We start from the raw sequence: 15541 nt of genomic DNA, 5'->3' as shown, positions 1-15541 counted from the left end.
AACATCTTATGCCAGATCTTGCCTTGCCTTGTTCCACCTAGCTGCTAAGTAGCGGGTCGGGGAGCGTTGAGGAGAGCTCGCATGGCACGTGGTCCCGGGTTGCGCAAAGCGCTGGCGGAAAAATTCGACGACGAGCTGAAGTTCTTCAAAGGCTGGATCGACAAGCCGAAAGCTGTCGGCTCGATCGTTCCCACCAGTTCCGTCACCGCCCGTAAGATGGCCTCGATCGTCAACCCGAAATCGGGCCTGCCGGTGCTGGAGGTCGGCCCCGGCACCGGCGTCATCACCCGCGCCATCCTGGCCCAGGGCGTGAGGCCGGAGAACCTCTACGCTATCGAATACTCGACCGACTTCGTGCGCCATCTGCGCCGGCTCTATCCGCGCGTCAACGTGATCGAGGGTGACGCCTTCAACCTCGACGCCACGCTCGGCGACAGGCGCGACATGGTGTTCGATTCGGTCGTCTCCGGCGTGCCGCTGCTCAATTTCCCGGTCGCCCAGCGCATCGCCTACATCGAAAGCCTGCTCGACCGCATCCCCGCCGGCCGGCCGATCGTGCAGCTGACCTACGGCCCGCTGTCGCCGATCCCGCCCGGCCGCGGCGACTACACGGTCAAGCATTTCGATTTCATCATCCGCAACATTCCGCCGACGCAGCTGTGGATCTACCGGCGCAAGGCATGTTGACTGAAAGCGCTTGGCGATTGAAAGCGCTTGGGAATTGATCGCCATTCGGCCTATACGTCTCTCGACAGGTGGCCGATGGCAGTAATCCCAAGAATCCTCGTCTTCGCAGGCTCGATCCGCACTGGCGCTTTCAGCGGCCAGACGGCCGATGTGGCGCAGAAGGAACTCGCCATGCAGGGTGCGGAGGTGACCCGCATCTCGCTCGGCGACTATCCGCTGCCGATCATGGACGAGGATCTTGAGAAGGACAAAGGCATTCCCGAGAATGCCGTGAAGCTCGGCCATCAGATTTCCGCCCATGACGGGCTGCTGATCGCGACGCCTGAATACAACGGCTCGATCCCGCCGCTCTTGAAGAATTCGATCGACTGGGTGAGCCGGCTCCGGCGCGACGGCAGCCGCTCGTTCAGACCGCTTTACGGCAAGCCCGTTGCGCTCTGCTCCTCCTCCGAGGGCAAATTTGCCGGCATACGCTGCATCAACCATCTGCGCGCGGTGCTGGTGCGCTGCCAGATGGAAGTGATCACGCCGGAATGCTCGGTTTCCGGCGCCAATGAAGCCTTCGGCGAGGACGGACAATTCCGCGACGCCAAACTGCACCAATCGATGGAGCGCCTATGCCGCACACTGATCGAAACCTCGCGCATGCTGTCCGTGAGGATCGAGGTCTGATGCATCCGGTCGAGACCATGCGCGACAGGCTGATCGTCGGCCTCGACGTGCCGACGCTGAAGGAAGCCGAAAAGACGGTGCGCGAGCTCGAAGGCGCCGTTTCTTTCTACAAGATCGGCTACCAGCTCGCCTTCGCCGGCGGGCTCGATTTCGCGCGCGAGCTGGTGAGCGGCGGCACCAAGGTCTTCCTCGACATGAAGCTGCTCGACATCGACAACACGGTGGCCAAGGGGGTCGAGAATATCGTCAGGATGGGGGTCTCGATGCTGACGCTGCATGCCTATCCCAAGGCTATGCAGGCGGCAGTGGAAGCAGCCAAAGGCAGCGAGCTCTGCCTGCTCGCGGTGACCGTGCTGACCTCGATGGACGAGCAGGACATGATCGATGCCGGCTATGAATACGATCCGCACACGCTGGTGCTGAGGCGCTCCGAACAGGCGCTGCATGCCGGCATGGGCGGCATCGTCTGCTCGGCCGAGGAGGCCGAAGCCGTGCGCCGGATCGTCGGTCCCGACATGGCCGTGGTCACGCCGGGTATACGGCCGAGCGGCAGCGACCATGGCGACCAGAAGCGCGTGGTGACGCCGGCGCAAGCGATCCGCAACGGCTCCAGCCACCTTGTCGTCGGCCGGCCGATCGTCAAGGCGCCGGATCGGCGGGCGGCGGCCGAGGCTATCTTGGCCGAAATGTGCTCGGCATAAAGCCGTTTGCGAACCGAAACAGGAGAAAAGAATGCCAAAGGGATATTGGATTGCCCGCGTCGATGTGCGCGACCCCGAGGGCTACAAGGACTATGTCGCCGCCGCCAAGGTCGCCTTCGATCGCTTCGGCGCGAAATTCCTGGCGCGCGGCGGCGAGCATGAGAAGGCCGAGGGGCCGGGCCGCGCGCGCAACGTGATCATCGAGTTCGAATCGTTCGCGGCGGCGCATGACTGCTACCACTCGCCGGAATATCAGCGCGCCGTCGCCATCCGCCAGCAAGTGGCCGACGGCGAGATCGTGCTGGTCGAGGGCGTTTAGTTCGTCGAAGCAGCGCCTTGGCACGTTGGAGATTGGCCGAAACGCCCATCTTGTCGCCCCGGAATGACGAAGTTTCTGGGTCTTAGCCAATCATGAAGGTCGCGACATCAGCCTATTGGCCGCGGTCTCGGCCATCGCATCGGCAAGGCTCATGCCCCATTGCCTGCGGCAGTAGTCGCGAAAATCGAAGCAGGGCAGGCCGGGGCAGACCTCGAACTCGATGAGGTGGATGGTGTCGTCGGCCTCGACCCTGAAGTCGACCGAGAACACGTCTTTCAGGCCGAGCCCGGTGGTCAGCTTTTGCGCGATGGCCCGGATCCCGCGATCGGCCGCCGGCTGGCTGGCGGCAACCTGCTCCAGCTCCGGCTCGGCATAAGTGCCTGCGTCCCTGGCGGCCTGGCCGGTATCGCCATAGAGCGCCATAGAGTCGGCCATGGTCTGGAAGTCGCCGCCGGATTCGACGAAAGCGACGCCGAGTGCCTCGACACCGGTATCCGGCTTCATGCCGAGGAAGCTTGCCCGCACATTGCGGCCGGCGACATAAGGCTGAACGACGACATCGTCGCGGTAATGGGCAAAGGCACGCCGGCTAAGCTCCAGCGCATGGCCAAGATCGGTGATGCGCGAATCCGGCCAGATGCCGATCTTGGCGCCTAGCCGGTTGGGTTTGACGAACCAGCCGGCGGGCGAGGCCGGCGGCTCGACCAGCCATTTCCCATTTCGGGCCAGCCCGGCCGGCGGCGCCGGCAGGCCAAGCGCCCCCAGCACGGCGCCGGAGCGGAATTTGTCCTGGCAGAGCGCGAACAGCGAATCGGCGCCGATCGTCTTGAGGCCGTTCAGCCTCGCCAGCGCCGGTGAAGCGCTGCCACGGAAATAGGCGACGCCGTCGGTCAGCGTCCAGACCAGGGTTTTGGCGGGATCGGCCTTCGCCAACACGGCCGCGGCGTCGTCCAGCTCGACCGCCATGAAGGTGAGGCCGCGCGTTTCGCAAGCGGCGGCGAGCTGGCCGAATTCGGGCGCGAGGTCGGTCGACTGCGCCAGATAGGACGAGATCTCGGTGGCGCGCTCCGTCGGATAGCCGTCGGCGACCAGCCGGTCGAAGCAAGCCTTCTCCGGCTCATGGACAAGGATCAGCATCGGCCCGTTGCGCGGCATGGAAGCTCCCAGAACAGTCAGGTGCTACCATCGCATGGCGGTTGCAATCGGCTTTCAGGAAACCGACCTGAGCGAGCGATAATCCGCAAGCCGCTCAGGCGATCAGCACGCGCGGCTCGAAGCGGCCGCTGACCGGAATGTCGAGCAGGAAGGTCATGCCGGCCTGAGGATCGAGCTTGCGCTGCTTGTCGTCCGTGCCCTTCCAGGCCGATGTCACCGCGATGCGATCGGCCTTCTGGCCGACGAAAGCCGGGCAGGAGGGCTGGGTCACCGGCATCGGGACTTCGCGCAGCAGCGTGCCGTCCGGCGAATAAGCCTTCACCGCCTTACCTCCCCAGACGGCGTTCCACAGCACGCCGTCGCGGTCGACCACCGAGCCGTCGACATAGCCTTTTTGCGAACGATGATCGACGAAGACGTTCGGCTCGCCCGTCGGCAGGCCGGTTGCCGGATCGCAGGCAACGCGCATCAGAAGCCCGGTCGCGGTGTCGGTGTAATAGGCGATCGCCCCGTCCTCGGAAAAGCAGATCGAGTTGGAGACGGTGATGTCGGAGAACAGCCGGCGAAGCTCGCCCTTGAAGAACCAGTAGATCGCGCCGGCGCCCTTCCCCTCGTCCTTGCCCATCGTGCCGGTCCACAATGCGCCGCAGGGGTGGACGCGGGAATCGTTGGAGCGGGTCAGCGGATTGTCGGCCTCGATCGGCGTGTGCAGCGTCAGCTTGCCGGTCGCCACATCGCGGACCTGCAGGCCGATTTCGGTGGCGATCAGCTGGCGGGCATCGTCGATGACGGCGATGGCGCTGGCCATCACTCCGAGATCATGGATTTTCAGCGCGCCGGCCAGCGGTTTTTCCAAAAGCTTGCCATCGACGATGTCGAACCAGAAGAGCGTGTCGGTGCCGGGATCGTAGCTCGGTCCCTCCCCCAACTGGCAGATGTGATCGCTGAAGACCGAAACGCTGTCCATCAAATCCCTCCGAAGGCTTCGTCCCAGGCCGCGACCGCGGCGCGGGCCCGCTCAGCCACGTCATCCACGCTGGCGCCCGGCTTATAGAGGCTCGACCCCAAGCCGAAGACGCTGACGCCGACGGCTTTGTAGCCGGCAAAATCCTTGTCCGAAACGCCGCCGACGGCGCCGATCAATGTCGCCGCCGGCAGGACGGCGCGGATTGCCGAAATGCCGCCGGCGCCGAGCACGCTCGCCGGGAAGAATTTCAGCGCCGAGGCGCCGAGCCGGATCGCCTGGAAGGCTTCGGTGGGCGTGAAGACGCCGGGCATCGTCACCATGCCGTACCGCATGGCACGGCCCATGACCTCGGCATCGATGTTGGGGCTGACCAGCAGCCGCCCGCCGGCCTTGTGCAAGGCATCGACATCGTCCGCCGTCAGCACCGTGCCGGCGCCGACCAGCGCGGTTTTGGGGAGGACTTCGGCGATCCTGGTGATCGACGAAAACGGTTCCGGCGAATTGAGCGGCACCTCGATCGCCTCGATGCCGGCGTCGAAGATCGCCTGGCCTATTGAGATCGCCTCGGTCGGCTTGAGGCCACGCAGAATGGCGACCAGCCCGCGTTTCAATTTGGGAAAGGGTGCTGTCTGCGTCACGCGTCGCCTCCGATCATGCGGTTCTCGCGCGCGGCTTCGACAAGACCGGCGCGCACCGCTTCATCCGCGTCGACGACCCGAATAGCAAGACCGGCGAAGCCAAGAGCGGCGCCATAGAGCGTAGCCAGCGCGCCGGAAGCGATCAGCACCACCGGTGCTTCGCAAAAGCCGTAGCGGCGTTTGGCCGATGCGATCTCGCTGCCGATCAGCAGCCCCGACAGGCACGCCGCCGCCTCCTCGGACTTCAAATCCTGCAGCAGCCCGGCGGCGCGGATCGCAAACAGTCTTGCGGTAACGTCGCCGCCTTCGCCCAGCGCCCGCTCGCACCACTGGCGGAAAAACGGACTCTCCGCCGCGACCGGTGCCGGATGCTCGCCCAGCGAATGTTTCAGGATCGAATGCGCGGACAGCACCGAAAACAATTCGCCGGTCGGCCAGGTGCCGAAGCCGGCGACCGCGCCGTCCTCGACCACGACCCATTTCGAATGCGTGCCCGGCATGCAGACGAGATGACGCCCCTTTGCCGGCAAATTCGCGCCGGCAAGCTGGGTTTCCTCGCCGCGCATGACATCCGGGGCGTCGGCGAGGCGCTGGGCGAGGCCGGGCACGATACGGATGTCGCGGCGCTCGCCTTCGATGCGGGCGGCGCCTGCTAAGATGGCGCCGATCGGCGCAGGCACGGTGACGTAGGGCGCCTCGATCCAGCCCTGGCGGGAACCCGCCATGCCGCAGATGATGACGGGCAGGGCCTCCGGCGCGCCCAGGGCGGCGAGATGGCCTTCCAGCACCGTCGCAAAACCTTTTTCGCGCGCGGTGATCAGGCCGTCGTCGCCGCGCCGCTCGGCCAGCACCTGACCCGCGCCGTCGAGCAGCCAGGCCCTAAGCCTGGTCGTGCCCCAGTCGAGGGCGGCGACCGCAGGCGCGCCGCTCACAGCACGCCTCCGTCGACGATCAGCATTTGCGCCGTCAGCATGCGCGAGGCGTCCGACGCCAGGAACAGCACCGTGCCGACAATGTCGTCGGGCTGCATGGCCTCCTTGATGCATTGCTTGGCAACATGGGCGGCAAGCGCCTCCTCGGTGACCCAAAGCTCGCGCTGGCGTTCGGTGATCACCCAGCCGGGCGCGACCGCGTTGACGCGGATGCCGTCGGCGCCGAGCTTGCCGGCAAGGCCTTTGGTGAGGCCGAGGATACCGGCCTTGGCGGCGGTGTAAGCCGGCAGGTCGGGATGGTTGATGAGATAGGACGTGGAGCTGAAGTTGATGATCGAGCCGCGACCGGCGCGCTTCATGCCCGGCGCCACCGCCTGGGCGGTGAAGAAATGCGGCCGCAGGTTTATGGCCAGGTTGTTGTCCCAGAACTCGACCGTGACGTCCTTCACCTCATGGCGATCGTCGAGCGCGGCGTTGTTGACAAGCGCCGTGACATCGCCATGCGCTTTTGCCGCCTTCGCTGCCGCGGCGCGCAGCGCCTCGACGTCGCGCAGATCGGTCTTGAGATAGAGCGGACGCCGGCCAAGCTCCTTTTCCAGACGGTCGGCCAGCGCCGTGCTGGGCTTGTCGGCGATGTCGACGAAGGCGACCTTGGCGCCTTGGCTCATGAAACCCTCGGTCAGCGCCGCGCCGATACCGGACCCGCCGCCGGTGATCAGCACCGAGGCGCCGTCGAGGTCGGCGAAACGCGCCGATGGCATCATGATTTCCGTCTCCCTTTGGCCGGCGCGCATCCTAGCCATGCCGGCCCTGGGAGCAAGGGTGAAAAGGCGATTTCGGCGGCAATATGTCTGACAAAATAGCAGCCGCGCTTCCGCAACGCGCAGACGGGTCGGCTTGGATCGCGGGTCGCTTCGATCAGATCGCCTTGGCGCGCAGCGCGCCGCGATAGGAATCGCGCAGATAGCCAAGCGTGGCGTCGGCATCGACGGGCTTGCCGAACAAGTACCCCTGGCCACCGGCGCAGCCGAACTGGACGAGGCGGTCGGCCTGCGCTTCCTCCTCGATGCCTTCGGCCACAACGTCCATGCCGAGCCCTTCGCACATGGCGAGGATGGCGCGGATGATGTGCTCCGAGGGCCGGTCGTCGAGGATCGAGGAAACGAAGGCGCGATCGATCTTCAGCTTGTCGAAATGGAATTCGCGCAGGCGCCCGAGCGAGGACTGGCCGGTGCCGAAATCGTCGAGCGAGACGCGGATGCCGACCCGGCGCAAATCCTCGACGATCTTCTCGGCCGAAGCCGGATCGGTCATCAGGCCGGTTTCGGTGATCTCGATCTCGAGCCGGCGCGGATCGAAACCGGTGCGGTCGAGGATCGCCAGGATATGCAGCCCGGTGTTCTGGTCGACAAGCTGCGATGGTGACAGGTTGAAGGACAGGAACAGGTCCTTCGGCCAGTTGCGCGCCGCCTCGGTCGCCTTGCGCAGCACCAGCTGCGAGAGCGGGCCGATGATGCCGCGCTCCTCGGCGATTGGAATGAACACGCTCGGCGGCACCATGCCGAGATCGCGGTCGGTCCAACGCGCCAGCGTCTCGAAGCCGATGGTGCGGCGGCTGTTGAGGGCGACGATCGGCTGGAAATGCGGCTCGACCTCGCCGGCCGAGACGGCGCGGCGCAGCGCCTGCTCGATACGGGTGACGCGCTTGGCGGCGTCCTCCATCTCGCGGGTGTAGACGACGACGCGGCCGCGGCCCGAGCGCTTGGCGTGGTAGAGCGCGGTCTCGGCCTTGTTGATCAGGATCTCGGTGGTCTCGTCGCCGGAATAGAACAGCGAGCAGCCGACCGAAGCCGACAGTCTCGCGGTGCGCTCGCCGACATCATAGGGCGCCGACAGGATCTCGATCAGCATGCGCGACTTCTCGGCCGCCTGCTCCTCGCTGAACACCATCGGGTAGAGGAAGGCGAATTCGTCGGCGCCGATGCGACAGACGGTGGAATAGCCGTCCATCGAGGCGCGCAAGCGCATTGCCACCTGGATCAGGATGTCGTCGCCGGCCTTGTGGCCGAACAGGTCGTTGATCGGCTTGAAGCCGTCGAGGTCGAGGATGCCGACGGTGAAGGGCGCGGGATCGTCGGCGCGGTCGCTGATCAAGCGATCGACCTTGTCGAAGAAGCGACGATGGTTGCCAAGACCGGTCAGCGGATCGGTGAAGGCCAGATCCGCATTTTCCCTGCCTGGCTGCCCGGTGCCAAACGTCGTTTGCATCATGTCCCTGTTGTGATGGGGGAATTTGTTACCAGACTGGCAGCAAAGCGTTTAGGAAAGGTATCGGAAAATCGATTTTCTGAAGATCCGAAAAAGGGGTTGGCGCCAAGCCTCGCCGTCGAGGTCCTTTGGAGGTGGAGGCTTAAACCTGGCCTTAACGGCTTCAATAAATAGTAAAGAGGCCCGGAGACGCCGGCATTGGGGCCGGCATTGGCGCGGCCGCAGGCACGCGCCGGGCACCGGAGACACGTAATGTCGCACGAGGTCCGCAACGAGCCGGCGATTGCCGTGCTCCTGCCCTGCTACAATGAGGAGCTGACGATCGGTGAGGTCGTGCGGCGCTTCTGCGAGACACTGCCCTCCGCAACGATCTATGTCTACGACAACAATTCGAAAGACCTGACCGCGCTCAGGGCCCGCGCGGCCGGCGCCATCGTCGTGCGCGAACCGCGGCAGGGCAAGGGCAATGTGGTGCGGCGCATGTTCGCCGATATCGACGCCGACATCTATGTGATGGCCGACGGCGACGGCACCTATGCGCCGGAAGATGCGCCGCAGCTGATCAACACGCTTTTGACCGAGCGCTCGGACATGGTGGTGGGCACCCGGCGGGGCGTGACCGATGACGCCGGCCGCTCCGGCCACGCCCTCGGCAACCGCATCTTCAACCGGCTCTACAAGGGCCTGTTCGGCGCCGATTTCACCGATATCTTTTCCGGCTACCGGGTCTTTTCGCGGCGCTTCGTCAAGAGCTTCCCGGCGGTTTCCGGGGGCTTCGAGATCGAGACCGAGATGTCGGTGCATGCCTCGCAGCTCAAGCTGCCGGTGAACGAGATGGCGCTCGACTACGGCCGCCGCCCGGACGGCTCGTCGTCGAAGCTGTCGACGTTCAGAGACGGCGCCAGGATCCTCTGGATGTTTGCCATGCTGGTCAAGGAGACGCAGCCGCTGCGTTTCTTCGGCACGTTTGCCCTGTTCTTCCTGGCGGCCAGCATCGGGCTGATGATCCCGGTGCTGATCGAGTTCGCCGAGACCGGACTTGTGCCGCGCATGCCGACCTGGGTGCTGTCGATTGGCCTGCTCCTCTTGTCCATGCTGGCGATGGTCACCGGGCTGATCCTCGATTCGGTGTCGCGCGGCCGGGCCGAGCAGAAGCGCATCTTCTATCTTTCCATCCCTGCCGGCCGCATCGGGCGCGCGGGCTTCACCGGCGAGGCGTCCCCGAAGAGGGACCCGGGCAAGGCCTCGCGAGCCGCCTGATGGTCCGGCTTGCCCGCTTCGTCCTTGCCGGCGGCGTCGGCTTCGTCGCCGATGCGGCCGCGCTCTGGCTACTGCTTTCCGTCACGCCGCTCGGACCGCTGGCGGCGCGCGTGCTGTCGATCGGCTTCGCGCTCACCGTCACCTGGCAGATCAACCGGCATTTGACCTTTTCGCCGTCGAGCCGAGGCATCGCGCAGGAGGGCGCGCGTTACGGCGGCGTCGGCGTCGCCACCAGCATCGTCAATTATCTCGTCTATTGTGCCCTTCTGTTCGCGCTGCCCTCGCTGCAGCCGCTGGCGGCGCTGACGGTCGCCTCGGTCGTCGCGATGGCGCTGTCCTTCCTGGGCTATTCCCGGCTGGTCTTCGACCGATAATCTCTGGCCGATTGGCAGAAGCCGCCGATTTCCTTATATCGGCGACAGAGATTGCCGGAGACCCGAGATGCCGTTGAAAATCGCCGTCCAGATGGACCATGTCTCGACGGTGTCGATCGCCGGCGACACCACCTTCGCGCTGTCGTTGGAGGCGCAGCGGCGCGGCCACAAGCTTTTCCACTACACGCCCGACCGGCTGTCGATGCGGGACGGCAAGGTGTTCGCGCGCGCCGAGGAGATGCAGGTGCGCGACGAGAAGGGCAGCCACTATTCGCTGGGCGAACCGGTGCGCACCGATCTCTCGGAGATGGACGTGGTGCTGCTCAGGCAGGACCCGCCCTTCGACATGAACTACATCACCACCACCCACATTTTGGAACGCATCCATCCGAAGACGCTGGTGGTCAACGACCCGGCCTGGGTGCGCAACAGCCCGGAAAAGATCTTCGTCACCGAATTCCCGGACCTGATGCCGGAAACGCTGGTCACCAAGGACCCCCAGGAGGTGGCCGCCTTCCGCAAGGAGTTCGGCGACATCATCGTCAAGCCGCTCTACGGCAATGGCGGGGCGGGCATCTTCCATCTGCACGAGGCCGACCGCAACCTCGCCTCGCTGCTCGAAATGTTCGGCCAGCTGTTCCGCGAGCCCTATATCGTGCAGCGCTATCTCAAGGACGTGCGCAAGGGCGACAAGCGCATCATCCTGATCGACGGCGAGCCGGTGGGCGCCATCAACCGGGTGCCGGCCGAGCACGATTCGCGCTCCAACATGCATGTCGGCGGCCGCGCCGAGAAGACCGAGCTGACGGAGCGCGAACGCGAGATCTGCGCCCGGATCGGGCCGGCGCTAAGGGAACGCGGCTTCATCCTCGTCGGCATCGATGTGATCGGCGACTACATGACCGAGATCAACGTCACCTCGCCGACCGGCGTGCGCGAGGTGCGGCGCTTCGGCGGGGCGGATATTGCTGCCCTGTTCTGGGACTGCGTCGAGGCGAAGCGGGGGTAGCTTCCCGCAGCTGCTCGGTGAGCGGGACCGTATGTTCCCGTAATGTTCTTGCTTAAGCCGCAAATCTGTGGTTGTCTAAACCAAACCCGCTCGCCGCCTGATCGCAGGACCGGCGAGCGAGCGGGTATCCGGGGGCTTGAGACAAGATGGTAGCGCGGGTTCGCACGGTGGCTTTCCAGGGCATCGAGGCCGTGCCGGTCGATGTCCAGGTGATGATCGCGCCGGGCAAGGTCGGCATGCAGATCGTCGGCCTGCCTGACAAGGCGGTGGCCGAGAGCCGCGAGCGTGTGCAGGCCGCGCTTCATGCGTCCGGCCTGTCGATGCCGTCGAAGAAGGTGACGGTGAACCTCGCGCCGGCGGATCTGCCCAAGGAGGGCAGCCACTACGACCTGCCGATCGCGCTCGGATTGATGGCCGCGCTCGGCGCCATTCCGGGCGATATGCTGGCCGGCTACGTCGTGCTGGGCGAATTGTCGCTCGACGGCACCATTGCCGCTGTCGCCGGCGCGTTGCCGGCGGCGATCGGCGCCAACGCCGAAGGCAAAGGGCTGATCTGCCCGTTCGCCTGCGGGCCCGAGGCAGCCTGGGCCGGCAAGGATTTCGATATCCTGGCGCCGCGCAGCCTGATCGCCGTCGCCAACCACTTCCGCGGCACGCAGGTGCTGTCGCGGCCCGAGGCCGGCATCCAGGTCGCCGCGCGCGACCTGCCGGACCTTGCCGACATCAAGGGCCAGGAGAGCGCCAAGCGGGCGGTGGAAGTGGCGGCGGCCGGCGGCCACAATCTCCTGATGGTCGGACCGCCGGGCTCGGGCAAGTCGATGCTGGCGCAGCGGCTGCCCTCGATCCTGCCGCCGCTGGCGCCGAAGGAGCTGCTAGAAGTCTCGATGATCGCGTCCGTCGCGGGCGAGCTCGGCGAAGGCAAGCTCACCGACCGGCGGCCGTTCCGCGCCCCGCATCATTCGGCCTCGATGGCGGCGATGGTGGGCGGCGGCTTGCGCGTGCGGCCGGGCGAAGTGTCGCTTGCGCATCACGGCGTGCTGTTCCTCGACGAGTTCCCGGAATTCACGCCGCAGACATTGGACGCGCTGCGCCAGCCGCTCGAGACCGGCGACTGCGTGATCGCGCGCGCCAACCACCGCGTCACCTATCCGGCGCGCATCCAGCTGGTGGCGGCGATGAACCCGTGCCGCTGCGGCATGTCGGGCGAGCCGGGCTATCGCTGCCTGCGCGGCGAGCGCTGCCGCACCGAATACCAGGCGCGCATTTCCGGCCCGCTGCTCGACCGCATCGATCTCAGGATCGAAGTGCCGGCGGTCTCGGCGAGCGACCTGATCCGGCCGGACAAGGCCGAGACGAGTGCCGCGGTGGCGCAGCGCGTGGCACGCGCCCGGGCCATGCAGCGCGAGCGGCTCGAAGGGCTGGGTGCTGCGGCCACCACCAACGCGCATTGCCCGCCTTCCGTCATCGAGGCGATCGCCCGGCCCGACGCCGCCGGGCTGACGCTGCTCAAGGACGCCAGCGAAAAGCTCGCCTTCTCGGCGCGGGCCTATCACCGCGTGCTGAAAGTGGCGCGGACGCTCGCCGATCTCGACGCCAGCGAAACCGTCGGCCGCATCCACCTCGCCGAAGCGATCTCTTATCGGATGAGCGCGGAGCGCATGGCGCAGGCGGCTTGAGCCGCCGAATGGCGCGCGACCGCGGGGTCAAGGGACGCGCTCACGCGCCTTAAGCCCGGCTACCTGACGGTCAGATAGATCGTGGTGTACTTTCCATTGCCGGCCGGGTCGATCGCGTAGAAAACGGCCTCGTCCTTGCCCTTGTATCCGGCGCTAGAGCGATAGAATGCCTTAACTCCAGTCGACACCTTGCGGGCGCATTTGGATTGCGGCAGCAATTTGCTGTAAGTATTTTCAACCGCCCCCTCCGAAAGCTCCAGGGTGCCGTGCTCTGGGTATGTGGTTACTTTCGCTTTGATGTGGGCGACCGCGCAGTCCTCGTAGAGCTCGTCGTTCTTGTATATGTAAGTATTCACGCCAGACTTTACATCCTTGTGATACATACTCCTGAAAATATGACCAGCCTCTGCAGGCGTATATGCAAATGCGACCACCATCAGGGTAGCAATGCGCCAGCGGATGTCTTTGCTGATAAGCATCCAGCTCATTCTTGTTACCCCTCGCCAAGCATTGGCTAACAGCTATCACGGGATTCTTGGCGGGGATACCGGCTTAGCGTGCCGTTCAGGCCTTGTAACTGCGATTCTCATCAAAACACCGTGAAACGGCGGGTCGACGAGGCCCATGGCAGGCTGAAAGATCGGCGCCGCCACAGTATCGCAACAATAACGGCTGGCTGCTGCGAATCCTTAGCTTGCCTTCAGCTCCAGCCTGCGCGCATGCAGCACCGGCTCGGTGTAGCCGTTGGGCTGACTCGTGCCCTTGAACACCAGGTCGCAAGCGGCCTGGAAGGCGATCGACTTGTCGAAGTCCGGCGCCATCGGCCGATAGAACGGGTCGCCGACATTCTGGCGGTCGACGATCGCCGCCATGCGCTGCAGCGAATCCCTGACCTGGATCTCCGAGCACACCTTGTGGCGCAGCCAGTTGGCGATGTGCTGCGAGGAGATGCGCAGCGTGGCGCGGTCCTCCATCAGGCCGACATCGTTGATATCCGGGACCTTCGAGCAACCGACGCCCTGGTCGATCCAGCGCACGACATAGCCGAGGATGCCTTGCGCGTTGTTGTCGAGCTCGCGCTGGATCTCGTCCGGCGTCCAGTTCGGCCGCACCGCCACCGGCACCGAAAGAATGTCGTCGAGCCTGGCCTTCGGCCGGCTCTTCAGCGCCGCCTGCACGGCGTGCACATCAACCTTATGATAGTGCGTGGCATGCAGCGTCGCTGCGGTCGGCGAGGGCACCCAGGCGGTGTTGGCGCCGGCCTTGGGGTGCGCGATCTTTTGCTCGAGCATCGCCGCCATCAGATCCGGCATCGCCCACATGCCCTTGCCGATCTGGGCATGGCCGGCGAGCCCGCATTCCAGGCCGGTATCGACATTCCACGCCTCATAGGCGGAAATCCAGGCGGCCTGCTTCATGTCGCCCTTGCGGATCATCGGGCCGGCTTCCATCGAGGTGTGGATCTCGTCGCCGGTGCGGTCGAGGAAGCCGGTGTTGATGAAGACCACGCGTTCCTTCGCGGCGCGGATCGCTTCCTTGAGGTTGACGGTGGTGCGCCGCTCCTCGTCCATGATGCCCATCTTGATGGTGTTCTTGGCCATGCCGAGCAGGGCTTCGACGCGGTCGAAGATTTCGACGGCGAAGGCGACTTCTTCCGGCCCATGCATCTTGGGCTTCACCACATACATCGAGCCGGCACGGGAATTGGCGCGCCGGCCGTTTTCGCCGACATCGTGCAGCGCGATCAGCGCGGTGAGCGCCGCGTCCATGATGCCTTCCGGCACCTCGTTGCCGTCGCGGTCGAGGATCGCCGGATTGGTCATCAAGTGGCCGACATTGCGCACCAACATCAGCGAGCGTCCGGGCAGCAGCAGCTGGCCGCCGTTCGGCGCCGTGTAGCGGCGGCCCGGGTTGAGCTTGCGGACAAAGCTCTTGCCGGCCTTGGTGATCTCTTCCGCCAGGTCGCCCTTCATCAGGCCGAGCCAGTTGCGGTAGACGACGACCTTGTCCTCGGCATCGACCGCGGCGACCGAATCCTCGCAGTCCTGAATGGTGGTCAAGGCGGCCTCGAGGATGACGTCGGCAATGCCGGCCGCATCGGTCTTGCCGATCTGACTGGCATGGTCGACGACGATCTCGATATGCAGGCCGTTCTTGACCAAAAGCACGGCTTCCGGCGTGGCGGCGTCGCCACGATAGCCGACGAACTGCCTTGGGTCGGCAAGGGTGGTGGCGCCGGCGCCTTCGCCGACCTTCAGGGCGCCGCTCGCCACCGACAGTCCGTTGACGCCGGCCCATTTGCCGGTGGTGAGCGGCACGGACTGGTCGAGGAAATCCCTGGCCCAGGCGATGACCTTGGCGCCGCGCCTGGGATTGAAAGCTTTGCCCCTTTCGGCGCCGCCCGTCTCGGCAATGGCGTCGGTGCCGTAGAGCGCATCATAAAGCGAGCCCCAGCGCGCATTGGCGGCGTTGAGCGCATAGCGCGCGTTCATCACCGGCACGACCAACTGCGGCCCGGCGACGACGGCGATTTCCGGATCGACATTTTGGGTCGAGACGCTGAAAGCCGGGCCTTCCGGCACCAGGTAGCCGATCTCCTTGAGGAAAGCCTTGTACACCTCCATGTCGACCGGCGCGCCGTTGGCGCGGTACCAATCGTCCAGCTTCTCCTGCATGGCGTCGCGCCTGGCGAGCAGCGCGCGGTTCTTCGGCGCGAGGTCATGGACGATCTCTGAAAAGCCGGTCCAGAATTGTTCGACGTCGATGCCGGTGCCGACTGCTGCCTCCCCGGCGACGAAATCATGGAGCTCCCGGGCAATCTGCAACCCGGCGATCTCGATGCGGTCGGTCATCAGGGGCTTCTCCAACTAATAGGCTTTGGCC

The 15541-nt window shown here is 65.3% G+C and carries 16 protein-coding genes; 8 read left to right on the top strand and 8 right to left on the bottom strand.

All coding sequences use genetic code 11. The annotated features are described in order from the left end of the window. Positions 1 to 81 precede the first annotated feature (81 nt). From pmtA to CK220_RS05465, 4 genes are all read left to right on the top strand, one after another. The gene (pmtA, locus tag CK220_RS05480; RefSeq protein ID WP_095810551.1) at positions 82 to 687 is read left to right on the top strand and encodes a phospholipid N-methyltransferase PmtA; all 606 of its coding nucleotides are present in this window, start codon (positions 82 to 84) and stop codon (positions 685 to 687) included. Between the two features lie 75 nt (positions 688 to 762). Continuing rightward, a complete protein-coding gene (locus tag CK220_RS05475) occupies positions 763 to 1359 on the top strand; it encodes an NADPH-dependent FMN reductase (RefSeq protein WP_095810550.1) in 597 nt (198 codons plus the stop codon). After that, positions 1359 to 2060, top strand: a complete 702-nt coding sequence (gene pyrF / locus CK220_RS05470; RefSeq protein ID WP_095810549.1) for an orotidine-5'-phosphate decarboxylase — start codon at positions 1359 to 1361, stop codon at positions 2058 to 2060. Before CK220_RS05475 ends, pyrF begins: the two co-directional genes overlap by 1 nt. Before the next feature lie 31 nt (positions 2061 to 2091). Next, positions 2092 to 2379, top strand: coding sequence for a DUF1330 domain-containing protein (locus tag CK220_RS05465; protein ID WP_095810548.1), 288 nt, complete (start codon positions 2092 to 2094; stop codon positions 2377 to 2379). Between the two features lie 90 nt (positions 2380 to 2469). Here CK220_RS05465 and CK220_RS05460 read toward each other — a convergent pair whose 3' ends face one another. From CK220_RS05460 to CK220_RS05435, 6 genes are all read right to left on the bottom strand, one after another. Next, the gene (locus CK220_RS05460; protein ID WP_095810547.1) at positions 2470 to 3534 is read right to left on the bottom strand and encodes a D-alanine:D-lactate ligase-like protein; all 1065 of its coding nucleotides are present in this window, start codon (positions 3532 to 3534) and stop codon (positions 2470 to 2472) included. Positions 3535 to 3628: 94 nt separating this feature from the next. Next, a complete protein-coding gene (locus CK220_RS05455) occupies positions 3629 to 4501 on the bottom strand; it encodes an SMP-30/gluconolactonase/LRE family protein (RefSeq protein WP_176478993.1) in 873 nt (290 codons plus the stop codon). Continuing rightward, positions 4501 to 5139, bottom strand: coding sequence for a 2-dehydro-3-deoxy-6-phosphogalactonate aldolase (locus tag CK220_RS05450; RefSeq protein WP_095810545.1), 639 nt, complete (start codon positions 5137 to 5139; stop codon positions 4501 to 4503). Before CK220_RS05450 ends, CK220_RS05455 begins: the two co-directional genes overlap by 1 nt. Further along, positions 5136 to 6071, bottom strand: a complete 936-nt coding sequence (locus tag CK220_RS05445) for a 2-dehydro-3-deoxygalactonokinase (RefSeq protein ID WP_095810544.1) — start codon at positions 6069 to 6071, stop codon at positions 5136 to 5138. Before CK220_RS05445 ends, CK220_RS05450 begins: the two co-directional genes overlap by 4 nt. Continuing rightward, entirely contained in the window at positions 6068 to 6835 is a 768-nt protein-coding gene (locus CK220_RS05440) for an SDR family oxidoreductase (protein WP_095810741.1), read from the bottom strand. The genes CK220_RS05445 and CK220_RS05440 overlap by 4 nt, the downstream gene beginning before the upstream one ends. A 154-nt stretch (positions 6836 to 6989) precedes the next feature. Continuing rightward, the gene (locus tag CK220_RS05435; protein ID WP_095810740.1) at positions 6990 to 8339 is read right to left on the bottom strand and encodes an EAL domain-containing protein; all 1350 of its coding nucleotides are present in this window, start codon (positions 8337 to 8339) and stop codon (positions 6990 to 6992) included. A 252-nt stretch (positions 8340 to 8591) separates the two neighbouring features. Here CK220_RS05435 and CK220_RS05430 point away from each other — a divergent pair, with 252 nt between their 5' ends. From CK220_RS05430 to CK220_RS05415, 4 genes are all read left to right on the top strand, one after another. Further along, positions 8592 to 9599, top strand: a complete 1008-nt coding sequence (locus CK220_RS05430) for a glycosyltransferase (RefSeq protein ID WP_095810543.1) — start codon at positions 8592 to 8594, stop codon at positions 9597 to 9599. Continuing rightward, positions 9599 to 9973, top strand: coding sequence for a GtrA family protein (locus tag CK220_RS05425; protein WP_095810542.1), 375 nt, complete (start codon positions 9599 to 9601; stop codon positions 9971 to 9973). Before CK220_RS05430 ends, CK220_RS05425 begins: the two co-directional genes overlap by 1 nt. A 67-nt stretch (positions 9974 to 10040) precedes the next feature. Continuing rightward, positions 10041 to 10982 carry a glutathione synthase gene (gshB, locus tag CK220_RS05420; protein ID WP_095810541.1) on the top strand — a complete coding sequence of 314 codons (942 nt, stop codon included), beginning with the start codon at positions 10041 to 10043 and terminating at the stop codon, positions 10980 to 10982. Between the two features lie 146 nt (positions 10983 to 11128). Beyond that, on the top strand, positions 11129 to 12658 hold the full coding sequence (locus CK220_RS05415) for a YifB family Mg chelatase-like AAA ATPase (RefSeq protein ID WP_095810540.1): 1530 nt from the start codon (positions 11129 to 11131) through the stop codon (positions 12656 to 12658). Positions 12659 to 12717: 59 nt separating this feature from the next. Here the strand turns inward: CK220_RS05415 and CK220_RS05410 are convergent, their stop codons facing one another. Both CK220_RS05410 and CK220_RS05405 read right to left on the bottom strand, forming a co-directional pair. Beyond that, a complete protein-coding gene (locus tag CK220_RS05410; RefSeq protein WP_095810539.1) occupies positions 12718 to 13146 on the bottom strand; it encodes a hypothetical protein in 429 nt (142 codons plus the stop codon). Between the two features lie 201 nt (positions 13147 to 13347). After that, a complete protein-coding gene (locus CK220_RS05405) occupies positions 13348 to 15510 on the bottom strand; it encodes a malate synthase G (RefSeq protein ID WP_095810538.1) in 2163 nt (720 codons plus the stop codon). Positions 15511 to 15541: the final 31 nt, after the last annotated feature.

Origin of the sequence: Mesorhizobium sp. WSM3860, assembly GCF_002294995.1 — a bacterium.
Lineage (GTDB): Bacteria > Pseudomonadota > Alphaproteobacteria > Rhizobiales > Rhizobiaceae > Mesorhizobium.
The sequence above is the reverse complement of the archived record's forward strand: the minus strand, read 5'-3'. Positions and strand labels throughout refer to the sequence as shown.

What these genes read in the sequence shown, in the direction of transcription:
- CK220_RS05440 (WP_095810741.1), bottom strand. Translation starts at nt 6,835, where the DNA reads ATGATGCCATCGGCGCGTTTCGCCGACCTCGACGGCGCCTCGGTGCTG.
- CK220_RS05425 (WP_095810542.1), top strand. Translation starts at nt 9,599, where the DNA reads ATGGTCCGGCTTGCCCGCTTCGTCCTTGCCGGCGGCGTCGGCTTCGTC.
- gshB (WP_095810541.1), top strand. Translation starts at nt 10,041, where the DNA reads ATGCCGTTGAAAATCGCCGTCCAGATGGACCATGTCTCGACGGTGTCG.
- CK220_RS05455 (WP_176478993.1), bottom strand. Translation starts at nt 4,501, where the DNA reads ATGGACAGCGTTTCGGTCTTCAGCGATCACATCTGCCAGTTGGGGGAG.
- CK220_RS05465 (WP_095810548.1), top strand. Translation starts at nt 2,092, where the DNA reads ATGCCAAAGGGATATTGGATTGCCCGCGTCGATGTGCGCGACCCCGAG.
- CK220_RS05405 (WP_095810538.1), bottom strand. Translation starts at nt 15,510, where the DNA reads ATGACCGACCGCATCGAGATCGCCGGGTTGCAGATTGCCCGGGAGCTC.
- CK220_RS05435 (WP_095810740.1), bottom strand. Translation starts at nt 8,339, where the DNA reads ATGCAAACGACGTTTGGCACCGGGCAGCCAGGCAGGGAAAATGCGGAT.
- CK220_RS05410 (WP_095810539.1), bottom strand. Translation starts at nt 13,146, where the DNA reads ATGAGCTGGATGCTTATCAGCAAAGACATCCGCTGGCGCATTGCTACC.
- pyrF (WP_095810549.1), top strand. Translation starts at nt 1,359, where the DNA reads ATGCATCCGGTCGAGACCATGCGCGACAGGCTGATCGTCGGCCTCGAC.
- CK220_RS05475 (WP_095810550.1), top strand. Translation starts at nt 763, where the DNA reads ATGGCAGTAATCCCAAGAATCCTCGTCTTCGCAGGCTCGATCCGCACT.
- pmtA (WP_095810551.1), top strand. Translation starts at nt 82, where the DNA reads ATGGCACGTGGTCCCGGGTTGCGCAAAGCGCTGGCGGAAAAATTCGAC.
- CK220_RS05430 (WP_095810543.1), top strand. Translation starts at nt 8,592, where the DNA reads ATGTCGCACGAGGTCCGCAACGAGCCGGCGATTGCCGTGCTCCTGCCC.
- CK220_RS05415 (WP_095810540.1), top strand. Translation starts at nt 11,129, where the DNA reads ATGGTAGCGCGGGTTCGCACGGTGGCTTTCCAGGGCATCGAGGCCGTG.
- CK220_RS05460 (WP_095810547.1), bottom strand. Translation starts at nt 3,534, where the DNA reads ATGCCGCGCAACGGGCCGATGCTGATCCTTGTCCATGAGCCGGAGAAG.